This window comes from Nocardioides sp. P4_G4, from assembly GCF_056401085.1.
Genome location: NZ_JBFUKA010000018.1, coordinates 40,399 through 54,760, shown reverse-complemented (window position 1 = coordinate 54,760; position 14,362 = coordinate 40,399). Strand labels below are relative to the sequence as shown.

The 14,362-nt window shown below is 71.1% G+C and carries 14 protein-coding genes; 11 read left to right on the top strand and 3 right to left on the bottom strand.

What is annotated here, in order from left to right; translation table 11 throughout:
• The 6 genes from AC1DQF_RS06265 to AC1DQF_RS06240 all read left to right on the top strand — a co-directional run.
• Positions 1-455: WYL domain-containing protein (locus tag AC1DQF_RS06265; RefSeq protein ID WP_477524344.1), on the top strand; the 455-nt coding region annotated here is incomplete at its 5' end.
• A 40-nt stretch (positions 456-495) separates the two neighbouring features.
• Positions 496-804 (top strand): Sec-independent protein translocase subunit TatA, encoded by a 309-nt coding sequence (locus AC1DQF_RS06260; protein WP_477524343.1) that lies wholly within the window; start codon positions 496-498, stop codon positions 802-804.
• A gap of 22 nt (positions 805-826) precedes the next feature.
• Positions 827-1,663: a twin-arginine translocase subunit TatC gene (tatC, locus tag AC1DQF_RS06255; protein WP_477524342.1), complete on the top strand. Its 837-nt coding sequence runs from the start codon at positions 827-829 to the stop codon at positions 1,661-1,663.
• Positions 1,664-1,682: 19 nt separating this feature from the next.
• On the top strand, positions 1,683-2,099 hold the full coding sequence (locus AC1DQF_RS06250; RefSeq protein WP_477524341.1) for a hypothetical protein: 417 nt from the start codon (positions 1,683-1,685) through the stop codon (positions 2,097-2,099).
• Positions 2,100-2,129: 30 nt separating this feature from the next.
• Entirely contained in the window at positions 2,130-3,038 is a 909-nt protein-coding gene (locus AC1DQF_RS06245; protein WP_477524340.1) for a diacylglycerol kinase, read from the top strand.
• On the top strand, positions 3,035-5,851 hold the full coding sequence (locus tag AC1DQF_RS06240) for a DEAD/DEAH box helicase (protein ID WP_477524339.1): 2,817 nt from the start codon (positions 3,035-3,037) through the stop codon (positions 5,849-5,851). The genes AC1DQF_RS06245 and AC1DQF_RS06240 overlap by 4 nt, the downstream gene beginning before the upstream one ends.
• Before the next feature lie 58 nt (positions 5,852-5,909).
• Here AC1DQF_RS06240 and AC1DQF_RS06235 read toward each other — a convergent pair whose 3' ends face one another.
• A complete protein-coding gene (locus AC1DQF_RS06235) occupies positions 5,910-6,821 on the bottom strand; it encodes a 5'-3' exonuclease (protein ID WP_477524348.1) in 912 nt (303 codons plus the stop codon).
• A gap of 64 nt (positions 6,822-6,885) precedes the next feature.
• Between AC1DQF_RS06235 and AC1DQF_RS06230 the strand changes: the two genes are divergently transcribed.
• Positions 6,886-7,332, top strand: a complete 447-nt coding sequence (locus tag AC1DQF_RS06230) for an Lrp/AsnC family transcriptional regulator (protein WP_477524347.1) — start codon at positions 6,886-6,888, stop codon at positions 7,330-7,332.
• A 109-nt stretch (positions 7,333-7,441) separates the two neighbouring features.
• Here the strand turns inward: AC1DQF_RS06230 and AC1DQF_RS06225 are convergent, their stop codons facing one another.
• Both AC1DQF_RS06225 and AC1DQF_RS06220 read right to left on the bottom strand, forming a co-directional pair.
• Positions 7,442-8,392, bottom strand: a complete 951-nt coding sequence (locus AC1DQF_RS06225) for a hypothetical protein (RefSeq protein ID WP_477524338.1) — start codon at positions 8,390-8,392, stop codon at positions 7,442-7,444.
• A 179-nt stretch (positions 8,393-8,571) separates the two neighbouring features.
• Complete coding sequence (locus tag AC1DQF_RS06220) at positions 8,572-10,026, bottom strand: KamA family radical SAM protein (RefSeq protein WP_477524337.1); 1,455 nt, start codon at positions 10,024-10,026, stop codon at positions 8,572-8,574.
• Between the two features lie 166 nt (positions 10,027-10,192).
• On the opposite strand from AC1DQF_RS06220, the gene kdd reads away from it, so the two are divergent.
• The 4 genes from kdd (at position 10,193) to kal (ending at position 14,025) form a co-directional block, all read left to right on the top strand.
• Positions 10,193-11,257 carry an L-erythro-3,5-diaminohexanoate dehydrogenase gene (gene kdd / locus AC1DQF_RS06215; RefSeq protein WP_477524336.1) on the top strand — a complete coding sequence of 355 codons (1,065 nt, stop codon included), beginning with the start codon at positions 10,193-10,195 and terminating at the stop codon, positions 11,255-11,257.
• On the top strand, positions 11,257-12,816 hold the full coding sequence (gene kamD / locus AC1DQF_RS06210; protein ID WP_477524335.1) for a lysine 5,6-aminomutase subunit alpha: 1,560 nt from the start codon (positions 11,257-11,259) through the stop codon (positions 12,814-12,816). The genes kdd and kamD overlap by 1 nt, the downstream gene beginning before the upstream one ends.
• Before the next feature lie 70 nt (positions 12,817-12,886).
• Positions 12,887-13,624 (top strand): lysine 5,6-aminomutase subunit beta, encoded by a 738-nt coding sequence (kamE, locus tag AC1DQF_RS06205; protein ID WP_477524334.1) that lies wholly within the window; start codon positions 12,887-12,889, stop codon positions 13,622-13,624.
• The gene (kal, locus tag AC1DQF_RS06200; RefSeq protein WP_477524333.1) at positions 13,621-14,025 is read left to right on the top strand and encodes a 3-aminobutyryl-CoA ammonia lyase; all 405 of its coding nucleotides are present in this window, start codon (positions 13,621-13,623) and stop codon (positions 14,023-14,025) included. Before kamE ends, kal begins: the two co-directional genes overlap by 4 nt.
• Positions 14,026-14,362: the final 337 nt, after the last annotated feature.

Sequence of the window (14,362 nt, the reverse complement as noted above, 5' to 3'; positions counted from 1 at the left end):
CCACCCGGGTCGTGGAGCCCCGCGCGATCACCCGGGTCGGCGACGCGACGTACCTCGACGCGTGGTGCCACACCGCGGGTGGCGACCGCGTCTTCCGGCTGGACCGGATGCTGCGGGCCACCGAGCTGGACGTGCCGGTGTCCGACCGGGCCGGCCACGCCCGGGACCTGGGATCCGGTTGGTTCGCCGACGAGGGGTCGGCCACGACGGTGACCGTCCGGCTGGCCCCGCCCGCGCACTGGGTCACGGAGTACTACCCGGTGACCGCCACGCGCCCCGGGCCCGACGGCAGTCTCGACGTGGATCTCGAGGTCGCCGGTGAGGCATGGCTGCGCCAGCTACTGTTCCGGGTGGCTCCGCACGCCAGCGTCGTGGCCCCCCGGGAGTTCGCCGACTCGTTCACCGCCAGTGCCCGAGCGGCGGTCGGGCTCTACACCGCACCCGGCGTACGATGAAAATGAACCGCACGATCCCCGACTCACCCTGGAGAGACTCATGATGATCCACCCCCTCATCGGCATGCCGCAGGGCGCGGAGTGGCTGGTCATCCTCGCCATCGTGGTCCTCGTCTTCGGCGCGGCCAAGCTCCCCGACCTCGCACGCGGCACCGGGCAGGCGCTGCGCATCTTCAAGACCGAGACCAAGGGTCTGCGCGACGACGACGACGAGAAGTCCACGCCGCCGGCCGCCACCTCCGAGCTGCCGCCCCTGCCCCCGACCCACACCGACCTCGGGCGCGACAGCACGCGCGGCCAGGGCACCGACCTGCCCACCGATCCGCGCTCCGACAAGCACACCAGCTGACCTGCGCGGCCGTCGTACGTCAGTGAAGGCCCCCGGACCCCTCCGCTTCTTCTCCACCCGCCCCTCCCACCCGGTCGGTCCCGACGGCAGCATGGCGCTGTCGGACCACCTGCGTGAGCTGCGCGCGCGGATCCTGCGTGTCGCCCTGGTGGGCATCGTGGCGCTCGGCCTCGCCCTGTGGCAGTTCGACTTCCTCTACGACCTCGTCTACGGGCCGTACCAGAAGGCGTCCGCGGCGCTCGCCGAGGGCACGACGTTCGCCACCACCAGCGGGGCCGGCGGCGGGCTCATGCTCTACCTCAAGCTGTGCGGCTTCGCCGCCCTGGTGGCGACCGCTCCCTACTGGCTCTACCAGGTGTGGGCGTTCATCCTGCCCGGCCTGCACGCCAACGAGCGCAAGTGGACGCGGGTCTTCGTGCTCGTCGCAGGGCCGCTGTTCCTCATCGGCGTGGTCCTCGGCTACGTCACGCTGCCCAAGGGGCTGGAGGTCCTCATCGGACTCAACCCCGAGGGGGTGACCAACCTGGTCGACTTCACCGAGTACCTCCAGTTCTTCACCCGCACGCTGCTGGTCTTCGGGCTGGCCTTCGAGATCCCGGTCTTCGTGGTGATGCTCAACCGCGCCGGCGTCGTGTCGGGCAAGACCCTCGCCGCGCACCGGCCGTGGATCATCGTCGGGATCTTCATCTTCGCCGCCGTCGCGACGCCGTCGGCCGACCCCTTCACGATGACCTTCATGGCCGTGCCGATGGTGATCCTCTACATGATCTCCGAGGTCCTCGCCCGCTCCCACGACCGTCGCAAGGCGAGCAGCAGCCCCAATGCCGGCCTCAGCCCCGACGAGCTCTCGCCCCTCTGACGTCTGACAGGCTGCACCCATGGACGTGCAGCCGGTGGTCGATGTCGACCCCTTCGACCTGCCCGACTGGCTGGGCACCGCCCAGGTGGTCTGGCACGCCGATGCGGGCCTGCGGGACGGCCACCGGGTGGCGGGCCGGCTCACCACCCCCGGGGAGCCCGACCTCGTGTGCGACCTGCTCGCCGTCGACGAGGCCTACCCGGTCCCGGTGGCCGACGACGTCGCCCGGCTCCGGGCCCACCAGGCCTGGCGGCACGAGCAGGTGCTCATCGTGGAGTACGCCGACCGGCTGACGCTCGCGGTGCCCGGCACCCGCTTCGACGCGGGTCTGGTCCTCGAGGTGATGGGTCGCCTGGCGAAGGCCGTGGGTGCCTCACCCGACCACTGGGCCGCCCTGCTGCGGATCGGCGAGGAGAAGTCGCGCCGCTCCGGCTGACGCGGGCTCCCCGGCGCTAGGGTCGCACCCATGGACGCGGGCGCGGGACGAGTCGCTGGTGGCGCAGGTGTCGGCGAGGTGGCCATGCTCACCAACCCGACCGCGGGCGGCGGGCGCGGTGGCCGCTACCGCGAGGCCGCCCTGGGACGCCTGCGTGACAGCGGCCTGGTCGTGCGCAACCTCGCCGGGCGCGACGCCGACGAGGCGGCCGACCTGGCCCGGGCCAGCGTGGCCGACGGGGTCGAGGCGCTCGTGGTCTGCGGGGGCGACGGGCTGGTCCACCTCGCCGTGCAGGCGCTGGCGGGCACCGGCGTCCCGCTGGGCATCATCCCGGCCGGCACCGGCAACGACGTCGCCCGCTACCTCGACCTGCCGCGGCGCGACCCCGTGGCGGCCGCGGACCGCGTCATCGCGCGGCGTACCCGGACCATCGACCTGGCGCGCAGCGGCTCGCGCCACTACGTCACCGTGATGGCGGCCGGCTTCGACGCCGTCGTCAACGAGCGGGCCAACACGATGCGGTGGCCGAAGGGGCAGATGCGCTACAACCTGGCCACCGTCGCCGAGCTGCGGACCTTCCACCCGCTGCCCTACACGCTCGACCTCGACGGCGCCGCCCGACGGGTGGATGCGATGCTCGTCGCGGTGGGCAACGGACCCTCCTTCGGGGGCGGCCTGCGCATTACCGAGGGGGCCCTGCTGGACGACGGTTTGCTCGACGTGGTCATCATCAAGGAGATGTCTCGAGCCAAGCTGGTCCGCACCTATCCGAAGCTCTTCTCCGGCACCCACACCACGGTGGCCGAGTACGAGCACCACCGAGTCCGTCGGGTGACCGTCGCCGCACCCGGCATCGTGGCCTATGCGGACGGCGAGCGCTTCGGCGAGCTGCCGATCACCGTCGAGGCGGCGCCCGAGGCCCTGGTGGTGCTGGCATGAGCGAGGACATGGAGCTCCCCGGTCCGGCGCAGCGCTACGCGGCGTACGCACGTGACAAGGCCTATCCCGCCTTCCGCGACTTCGCGGGCCACTACGACTTCCCCCTCGACGACTTCCAGGTGCGCGCCTGCAAGGAGATCGAGGAGGGCCGCGGCGTGCTCGTCGCGGCGCCCACCGGCTCCGGCAAGACGATCGTGGGCGAGTTCGCGGTCCACCTCGCGCTGGCCACCGGTCGCAAGTGCTTCTACACGACGCCGATCAAGGCGCTGTCCAACCAGAAGTACAACGACCTGGTCGCGCGTCACGGCGCCGCGAACGTCGGCCTGCTCACCGGCGACAACGTCGTCAACGGCGAGGCACCCATCGTCGTGATGACGACCGAGGTGCTGCGCAACATGCTGTACGCCGGCTCGCGCACCCTGCTGGGCCTCGGCTACGTCGTGATGGACGAGGTGCACTACCTCGCCGACCGGATGCGGGGCGCGGTCTGGGAGGAGGTGATCATCCACCTGCCGGAGTCGGTGTCGCTGATCTCGCTCTCGGCCACCGTCTCCAACGCCGAGGAGTTCGGCGAGTGGCTCTCCACCGTCCGCGGTGACACCGCCACGATCCTGGAGGAGCGCCGACCGGTGCCGCTCTTCCAGCACGTCATGGTCGGACGGCGGCTGCTCGACCTCTTCGCCTCCTCCGACGTGGACGCCAGTGCCGGCTTCGTGCGCGAGGGTGCGCCCGTCAACGACGAGCTGGTGCGGATCGCCCGCGACGACTGGGCCAGCTCCCGGCTGATGCGCGACCGTCGCTCGCCGCGCAAGGGCAAGCCCGGCTCGCCCAAGGCCAAGGACTCCAAGGACGGCCGACAGGTCGGCAACGGCCGCAGGGTCTGGATCCCCAGCCGCGTGGACGTGATCGACCGCCTCGACCGCGAGGGCCTGCTCCCGGCGATCGTCTTCATCTTCAGCCGGGTCGGCTGCGACGCGGCGGTCACCCAGTGCCTGTCGGCCAACGTGCGGCTCACCAGCTCCGAGGAGCGCGACGAGATCTACGCGTTCGTCGAGGAGAAGTGCCGGCACCTGCCCGACGACGACCTGCACGTGCTCGGCTACCACGAGTTCCTCGACGGACTCACCCGAGGCGTCGCGGCCCACCACGCCGGGATGCTGCCGACCTTCAAGCAGTGCGTCGAGGAGCTGTACGTACGCGGCCTGTGCAAGGTCGTCTTCGCCACCGAGACGTTGGCGCTGGGCATCAACATGCCCGCCCGCACGGTGGTCATCGAGAAGCTCTCCAAGTGGAACGGCGAGACCCACGCCGACATCACGCCGGGGGAGTACACCCAGCTCACCGGCCGGGCGGGGCGCCGGGGCCTCGACGTCGAGGGCCACGGCGTCGTGCTGTGGCAGCCGGGGATGAACCCGCGCGAGGTGGCCGGTCTCGCGTCCACCCGCACCTACCCGCTCCGCTCGTCGTTCCGCCCGTCGTACAACATGGCGGTCAACCTCGTGCACCAGTTCGGCCGGGCGCGCTCGCGCGAGCTGCTGGAGCAGTCGTTCGCGCAGTTCCAGGCCGACAAGGCCGTCGTCGGGCTGGCCCGGCAGCTGCACAAGGCCGAGGAGGCGCTCGACGGCTACGCCGAGGCGGCGACCTGCCACCAGGGCGACTTCATGGAGTACGCCGCCCTGCGCCGCCGGATCACCGACGTGGAGAAGGGGGCCGCGAGGGAGCGGCGCCAGGATCGCCGCCAGGAGGCGATGGACTCGCTCGGCAAGCTGAAGCCCGGCGACGTGATCATGGTGCCGTCCGGCAAGTTCTCCGGCTTCGCCGTCGTCATCGACCCCGGTCTGTCCGGTCACGAGCCACGGCCCTACGTGCTCACCCAGGACCGGCAGGCCCGCCGTCTCGCGGCGATGGACTTCCCGACCCCCGTGGAGGCGATCACCCGCATGCGGGTGCCCAAGTCCTTCAACGGCCGCAACCCGGCGATGCGGCGCGACCTCGCGTCGGCACTGCGGTCCAAGACCCACGACTTCACCCCGCCGCCGCGGCGCCGGGACCGGGGCGACGCGTTCACCGACTCGCCGGTCGACCGCGAGATCGCCGAGCTGCGCAACCGGCTCAAGACCCACCCCTGCCACCAGTGCCCGGAGCGGGAGGACCACGCCCGGTGGGCCGAGCGGTGGTTCAAGCTCGAGCGCGACACGCAGACGCTCAAGCGGCGCGTCGAGCAGCGCACCAACACGGTGGCGCGGACCTTCGACCGGGTGTGCGACGTGCTGACCGCCCTCGACTACCTCGAGGGGGACAAGGTCACCGAGCGCGGGAGCCACCTGCGACGCATCTACACCGACATGGACCTCGTGGCCGCCGAGTCGCTGCGTGAGGGCCTGTGGGACGACCTGACGCCCTCCGAGCTGGCGGCCGTGCTGTCCGCGCTGGTCTTCGAGGCACGGCGTCCCGACGACGCGTCCTCGCCGCGGGTGCCGGGCGCACGGATCCAGAGCGTCCTGGCGGAGATGGTGCGGCTCTGGGGGCAGCTCGACGCCCTCGAACGCGACCACAAGCTGGACTTCCTGCGCGAGCCCGACCTCGGCTTCGCCTGGGCGGCCTACCGGTGGGCCGAGGGGGACGACCTCGACGAGGTGCTCAACGGCACCGACCTGGCGGCCGGCGACTTCGTGCGCTGGATGAAGCAGCTCCTCGACCTGGCCGGACAGGTGGCCGACGCGGCCGGCGGGACGCCGCTGCGGGCGACCGCCCGCGATACCGTCGGCCTGCTCAAGCGTGGGGTGGTGTCCTACTCGGCGCTGACCGAGTAGGCGCGGCGCAGGGTGTCGGCGGCCTGCCGGCGGGGTTGTCGGCGGCCGTCAGCGGCCGTCAGTGGGCGGCCAGCACCCCGGTGAGCCGCTCGACCGGGCTGGAGAGCCCCCAGCGCTCGGCCAGGGCGGTCAGGGCGTCGGCGTCGGCGGGCTCGGTGGGGAGGGCGTGGTCGTGGGTGCCGAGGTCGATGTCGCGGGCCACGGCCACGACCGTCGGGGCGACGTCGAGGTAGTCGGCGGCAGCGATGATCTTGCCGCGCGGCCCGGGGCCGAGCGCGGAGTCGGGGTCCTGGGCGGCCGCCCGGATGCCGGCCAGGTCGCCGTACGACAGGAGCAGGGAGGCGGCGGTCTTGTCGCCCACGCCGGCGACCCCGGGGAGGCCGTCGGAGCTGTCGCCGCGGAGGGTGGCGAAGTCGGCGTACTGCTGGGGGAGGACGGCGTACTTGTCGACGACCGTGTGCTCGGTGATCCGCTCGTGCTTGCCCACGCCGCGGGCGGTGTAGAGCACCCGCACCTCGGCCTCGTCGTCGACGAGCTGGAAGAGGTCGCGGTCGCCGGTGACGATGTCGACCGGCATCCCGGCGCCGGTGGCCAGCGTGCCGATGACGTCGTCGGCCTCGTAGCCCGGGGCGCCCACGACCGATATCCCGAACGCGGCCAGCACCTCGCGGATGACCGGGACCTGGACCTGCAGCGGGTCCGGCACCTCCTCGATGTCCGGGTTGTCGCCCGGTCGCACCGCGACGACCCGGTGGGCCTTGTACGAGGGGATCAGGTCGACGCGCCACTGCGGGCGCCAGTCGTCGTCCCAGCAGCACACCAGGTGGGTGGGCCGGTACTCGTCGACCAGCCGGGAGATGAAGTCCAGCAGGCCCCGGATCGCGTTGACCGGGGTGCCGTCCGGCGCCTGCACGGAGTCGGGGACGCCGAAGAAGGCCCGGAAGTAGAGGGACGCTGTGTCGAGGAGCATGAGTCGCTGTGYGGTCACTGCGTGATCCTCGCACGATCTTCTCGCTAGCCTGTGGCGCGTGACGATGTCTGAGGTGGAGTCCACCGACCGCAAGATCCTCGCGCTGCTGGCCGAGGACGGTCGGATGTCCTTCACCGACCTGGGGAAGGCCACCGGCCTGTCGACCTCGGCGGTGCACCAGCGCGTGAAGCGTCTCGAGGGCAAGGGCCTGATCACCGGGTACGCCGCGCTGGTCGACCACGAGCAGCTCGGCCGCCCGCTCACCGCCTTCATCTCGATCACCCCGATCGACCCCTCCCAGCCCGACGACTATCCCGAGCGGCTGGCCGGCATCGCGGAGATCGAGTCCTGCTGGTCGGTGGCGGGGGAGGAGTCCTACATCCTGAAGATCCGGGTCGCGACCCCCCGCGTCCTCGAGGACCTCCTCGCCCGCGTCCGCTCCGCCGCCAACGTCTCGACCCGCACGACCATCGTGCTCTCCACGGCGTACGAGAACCGCCCGCTGGGCTGAGGGTCGGTGGGTGCACCCCGGTGGATGAGTCCCCGCTCAGCCGGGGACTTTGTCACTGTGTGACCGTTGCAACCGTCACACAGTGATCGACTCGCCCATCCAGTAGGGCTCAGGCACCCCGCTTGGCCCGGCTCTCGAGCAGCGCCACGATCCGGCGGGCGGTCCGGACCGGGTCCTCGAGATGGGCCCACCCGATGCGGATGCAGACCCAGCCGGTCAGTCGGCAGATGTCCTCCTCGCGCTTCTTCTCCCGCATCAGGTACTGGTCAAGGGTCTCGCCGGGACGGCGGTACTTCGTGTACTTGATCTTGCCGTCGAACTCGAGGAAGACACCGTGCTGTCGCCAGAGGAAGTCGACGATGCCGACGAGATCTCCCCACTCGTCGTGCACCGAGACCTGCGGCTCGGGTCGGACCACGCGCTGCTCGTGGAAGAGGTGCCAGGCACGGGCCTCCCCGACACTGGTGAGGCGCGCGTCGGCCCGCGACAGCACGATGCGAGCCGACAGGCTGTGCGGCCAGTGCTCGGCGAGGTCGACCTGGGCCCGGAGCTCATCGGTGGTGGCTACCTTGTGGGCCAGCACGCCGCTCGCCGCCACCAGTCCGACCTCGGAGCTGTGGGTGAGGATCACCCCGAGGGCGGCACGAGCGGCTGACACGACCGGCACGCCGTGGAGCAGCGCCCAGTCGCCGTCGTCCAGCCTGGCCCGGTGGTGCACTACGCCGGCTTCCCGCCGTCCACTCCTCCCGTCCGTACGGATCAGGTGGGTCTCGTCGAGGTCGACTCCCCACAGGGGTACGTCGTACTCCGCCAGCGCGTTGTGGTCCGCGAGCACGGAGGTCTCGTGAGTAGTGCGCAGGACTGCACGCGAACGCACCCGCAGGTGCTGCGTGGCATCGAACTCCTTGACGAGCTCGGTGCGGACGTAGGCGCCGTACCGCACCTTGATCAGGACGCCTGAACGCACCCGTTGCGCGATGGCTCGGTCCGTCCAACCGTCGGCGATGAGGTCGCGACGGAGGTCGATGTCGGTCAGCCCGACCGGGAAGTCAGCGGTCATGCCCCTGTCGTGCCCGCCCGGCCGGGGCTGCGAAACCGCCGATCACGAGCCTGTGGAGGACGCGCCGAGCGCCGCCAGACTGTGTCGGCGAGTTGCGCACTTAGTGACGGTTGCAACCCCCTGTCAGTGACAAAGTCCCCGGCCAGCCGGGGACTTCGACACAGGGGGTCGACCGCGCCTCACCAGGCCTGGAGGGCCGCCGTACGCCGGGATGCCTCGGCGACCTCGGCCGCCTTGAGCTCCGACTCGTCGAGGTTGCCGTGCTCGGCCCACCACTGCTGACCGGCCTCGGGGAGGGTGTGGATCGGGTCGTAGTACTCGTAGGTGCGCGAGAGCGCGTCGTCGGAGGTGGCCTCGATCGAGGTGCGGTAGTTCTTGGTCCAGTAGGAGATGCCGCGCTCGGTGTCGTAGTCGGCGAGCTGGTGCACCCAGCGCTTGCCGACGAACGGCACGTCGCACACGATCCGCGGCGTCGCGAAGCCCGGCAGGTAGCCCATGATGTGGTGCTGCAGGTGCTGGGCGTCGGCGACCGAGACCCGCCAGTGCTCCGAGAACGGGATCATGTCGCACATGTAGAAGTAGTAGGGCATGATCCGGGCGCCGTCGAGCAGGCGGAAGCACAGGTCGAGCAGCGCGTGCGGGTCGGCGTTGACGCCGTTGAGCAGGACGCCCTGGTTGCGTACGTCGCGCAGGCCGGCGTCGAGCATCGCGGTCGTCGCCTGAGCCACGATCGGAGTGATGGAGTTCGCGTGGTTGGCGTGCGTGTGCATCGCCAGCGAGACGCCGCGCGAGCGGGCCAGCGTGGCGACGCGGCCCACGCCCTCGACGACGTCGGGCTGCAGCCAGTGCTGGGGGAGGCCGATGAGGGCCTTGGTTGCGAGCCGGATGTCGCGGATGTTCTCGATCTCCAGCAGCCGGGTGAGGAAGTCCTCGAGTCGGGGCCACGGCATGTTGGCGACGTCGCCACCGGAGACGACCACGTCGCGCACCTGGGGCGTCCGACGCAGGTACTCGAACATCGAGTCGAGGCGGTCCACCGGCTTGGCGGTGAACTTGAGCTTCTCGATCACCGGGGTCGAGTTGCCGACCAGGTCCATGCGCGTGCAGTGGCCGCAGTACTGCGGGCAGGTCGGCAGCAGCTCGGCGAGCACCTTGGTGGGGTAGCGGTGGGTCAGGCCCTCGGCCACCCACATGTCGTGCTCGTGCAGCGAGTCGCGGGTGGCGTGCGGGTGCGACGACCAGTCGGTGCGCCGGTCGCTGAACACCGGGATCATGTAGTGACGGACGGGGTCGGCGTAGAACGCCTCGGTCATGGAGCCGGCGGCTCCGGGCGAGAAGGTCGGCACCATCGTGTTCATCATCTGCGGCGGGACGAGCATCGACATGGTGGCCCGCTCGGCCTGGTCGCGCTCGAGGTCGGCGTAGAAGCGCTCGTCGAGCAGGTCGCCCATGAGCTCGCGCAGCTGCTTGATGTTCTTGATGCAGTGCGCCCGCTGCCACTGGACCGAGGCCCAGTCGTCGGACGTGACGGAGGCCCAGCCGGGGAAGCGGGTCCAGTCCGGCTCGACGAGCTCGACGCGCTCGTACGGGTACGGCTGGCCGGTGGCGAGGCCGATCGCGGTCTCGATGCTCATGTCTGGTGCTCCTGATGTACGGATGGGGCCGGGCGGGCAGGGGCGGCGCGTCGGTTGTGTGACGCGCGACTCCTCTGTCAGAGTAGGCGGAGATCCTCCGGTGAGTCCAATGACGCGCCGCAATATTTCCCGTCTCAAGCACCAAGCAGCGAAGGAACAAGCGGTCATGTCGACCTCGCCGACCTCATCGATCAGCACGGCCATCAGCGATCCCACGGGTCTGCACAGGGTCCTCGACGACGGGACCGTGCTGCCGCAGGCGGCGCAGCGCCTCGACACCCGGCGCGAGCTGTGGCCCGACGAGGTCCGGATCAGGGTCGAGCGGCTCAACCTGGACGCCGCGTCGTTCCGCCAGCTCGAGCGCACCCACGGCGACGGGGACGGCGTACGCCGCGCGGTCCGCGACATCGTCGCCACCCGCGGCAAGATGCAGAACCCCGAGACCGGCTCCGGCGGGATGCTCGTCGGGACCGTCGAGGAGGTCGRCCCCGAGTCGCCGCTCGGCCTCGCCGTCGGCGACCGCGTCGCCACCCTCGTCAGCCTCACCCTCACCCCGCTGGTGATCGAGGACGACCTCGCCGCGTGGGACGGGACGAGCGAGCAGGTGCCGTGCGACGGTTACGCCATCCTCTTCGGCCGCTCGATCGCCGCCGTCCTCCCCGTCGACCTCGGCCCCGAGCTCAGCCTCAGCGTCATGGACGTCTGCGGCGCGCCCGCCCTCACCCGCCGTGTGGTCGAGGAGCACGCCGCCCGCGGACGCGGCGTGACCGTCGCCGTGGTCGGGGGAGCCGGCAAGTCAGGGTCGCTGAGCCTGGCCGCCGCCCGCGACGCCGGCGCCACCCGCACCATCGGCGTGGTGCCCCACGAGGCCGAGGCCGACCTGTTGCGCGGCGCCGGGCTCGCCGACGCCGTGGCGGTCGCGGACGCCAGGGACCCGGTCGCGCTGCGCGACGCCGTCACCGCCGCCGGCGGGCCCGCCGACGTCACCGTGGTGTGCGTCGACGTCCCCGGCTGCGAGGGAGGCGCGATCCTGGCCACCGCCGAGCGGGGCACCGTGATCTTCTTCTCCATGGCCACCTCCTTCAGCGCCGCCGCCCTCGGGGCCGAGGGCCTCGCCGCCGACGTGCGGATGATCGTCGGCAACGGCTACGTCCCCGGCCACGCGGCGTACGCCCTCGACCTGCTGCGCGCCCATGATGGCGTGCGCGGACTCTTCGAGCGGAGGCTCTGATGGGCAAGCTCACCCTCGACGCCGCAGACGTACGACGCGCGCGCACCCTCGCGCGTCAGGTCGGGCGTCCGATCGTCAAGACGGCGCAGCAGCACACCACCGTCAGCGTCGAGCGCGCCACCCTGCGCCTCGCCGGCCTRGGCGGCGCCGACGGCGAGGGCACCCCGTGGGTCAACCGGCTCTCCGACGTGGTCCGCGCCGACGTCGGCCTCGAGCACGGCGTCGCGGTTCCCGTCTGGGACGCGCTGCTCCGGGGCGAGGCCGAGGACCTCACCACTCTCGCCCAGAAGGCCAGCGCGGGGTCGGTGACCTTCCGCCTCCCCGAGGGTCGCGACCTCACCCGCGCCCGGGCCGCGTCGCGCAAGGCCGTCGGCGTCGGCATCAAGCAGATCGACCGTCGACGCGTCGAGCGCGAGCGGATGATCGCCAAGGTCGGCGACGCCCCCCGCAAGCCGTGGATCTACCTCATCGTCGCGACCGGCGACATCTACGAGGACATCCCGCAGGCCCAGGCGGCCGCGCGGGAGGGTGCCGACGTCATCGCGGTGATCCGCAGCACCGGTCAGTCGTTGCTCGACTTCGTGCCCGAGGGCGCGACCCGTGAGGGCTTCGCCGGCACCTACGCGACCCAGGAGAACTTCCGCCTGATGCGGGCGGCCCTCGACGAGACCAGCCGCGAGCTGGGTCGCTACGTGCGCCTCACCAACTACGCCTCGGGCCTCTGCATGCCCGAGATCGCGGCCCTGGCCGGCCTCGAGCGCCTCGACATGATGCTCAACGACTCGATGTACGGGATCCTCTTCCGCGACATCAACCCGATCCGCACGTTCGTCGACCAGCGCTTCAGCCGCCAGGTCCACGCCCGCGCGGGCATCATCATCAACACCGGCGAGGACAACTACCTCACCACCGCCGACGCCGTCGAGGCCGCGCACACGGTCACCACCAGCCAGCTGCTCAACGAGTACTTCGCCAAGGAGGCCGGTCTCGAGGACTGGCAGCTCGGCCTGGGCCACGCCTTCGAGATCGACCCGGYGGTGCCGGACTCGTTCCGCCTGGAGCTCGCCCACGCGATGCTCGCGCGCCAGCTGTTCCCCAAGGCGCCGCTGAAGTGGATGCCACCGACGCGCCACATGACCGGCGACGTCTTCCGCGGCTACCTGCTCGACGGCTTCTTCAACCTCGTCGGCGCGCTGACCGACCAGGGCATCCTGCTCGTGGGGATGATGACCGAGGCCGTGGTGACGCCGTGGATCTCCGACCGCGACCTGGCCCTGCAGAACGTCCGCTACGTCATGGACTCCGCCGGCAAGCTGCACGAGGACTTCCACCCCCGCCCCGACGGCTTCATCAACACCCGGGCCCGCCAGGTGCTGGGCGAGTCCATCGGCCTGCTCGAGGACATCAAGGCCCACGACAACGGCCTCCTCGACGCGATCGCCGACGGCACCTTCGGCCTCATGAAGCGACCGGCCCACAAGGGCCGTGGCCTCGACGGAGTGGCCCGCAAGGCGGCCGACTACTACAACCCCGCGACCGAGATCCTGGAGGACGTGTGACCTGCACCCCACGCCGTCCTTCGCCTCCTCCGCTTCGCTCCTCCGACGAACAACACCCTGGGGACCCCGCATGAGCATCGTCCGCCCGTACGGCGACACCACCGGCGACGGCATGGTGCAGCTGTCCTTCACGCTGCCGATCAAGCACTCCAAGGTCGCCGAGGGCGCCGCTGCCCAGCTGGCCAACAAGATGGGCATGGACCCGGCGTTGGTGGTCCACGCCAAGCCGATGGGTGACGACTTCACCTTCTTCGTCGTCTACGGCCGCGTGAACCACCTCGTCGACACCGACCAGGTCGAGGTCGTCGAGCGCGACTACCCGCTGCTCACGCCCAAGGAGGCCAACGCCGCCATCAAGCGCTCGCTGCGCCGGCGGATGGTCGTGGTCGGCGGGTGCATCGGGACCGATGCCCACACGGTCGGCATCGACGCGATCCTCAACATCAAGGGGTTCGCGGGGGAGAAGGGCCTGGAGTACTACCGCGAGGTCAAGGTGGTCAACCTCGGCGCCCAGGTCAGCGTCCCGGAGCTCGTCGACGCCGCGATCACCGAGAAGGCCGACGCCGTCCTGGTCTCCCAGGTGGTCACCCAGCGCGACGCCCACCTGCTCAACACCCGTGAGATGTCTGCGGCGTTCCGCGAGTCCTACCCGGCGGCCAAGCGACCACTGCTCGTGGTCGGCGGGCCGCGCTTCGACGAGACGATGGCCGACGAGCTCGGCGTCGACCGCGTCTTCACCCGGGGCACGACGCCCGGGGAGGTCGCCTCCTACCTCGTCCACCGCATCACGAACAGGAAGGCCTCATGACCGACTCCGGCTCGCGCGTGGGCACCACCGTCACCCACCGTCGCTACGTGCCCTACAGCCACGCCCACTACGCCGGCAACCTCGTCGACGGCGCCTACTCCCTGGGCCTCTTCGGCGACGTGGCGACCGAGATGTGCATCCTGCTCGACGGCGACGAGGGCCTCTTCGCGTCGTACTCCGACGTCCAGTTCGCGGCGCCGGTGCGCGCCGGCGACGTGCTCGAGGTCACCGCGACCCTGGCCCGCGAGGGCACCCGCAGCCGGGTGATGGACTTCGCCGTGCACGTGGTCGCCCGCGGCGCCGCGACCGACGACGCTCCGGGCGCCGCGGCCCTCCTCGACCCCCCGGTGGTGGCCACCACGGCCACCGGCACCGTCGTCGTTCCGCCGACCCAGCACTGATCTCGGCGTGTCCTGCGACGACACGCCGCCGCCCGGTGAAATTTCTTACCCTGTTCTTGGGATCTGCTCGGTCGCTGACCTGCGATTTCGCGCATTTGTGCAGGTCAAGACCATGTTGACACGCTCGCCCGGGCGAGACAGGGTTCCCCGGTCCGCCTGTGCAGATCGTGGCCAGCGGACCGACGTCCGAGTGGCCGGTGGGTGGGTGTGAAGCCAGCATCTGCGCCCGCTTGTCCACGGAGGTCGGTCTCGCACCACGAGGGTGGATACGGGGGGCCAGCTGGCTCCGTAGACAACTTCCCACTGCCGGCAGCCGGTCGGTCGTGGGTTGGTCCGA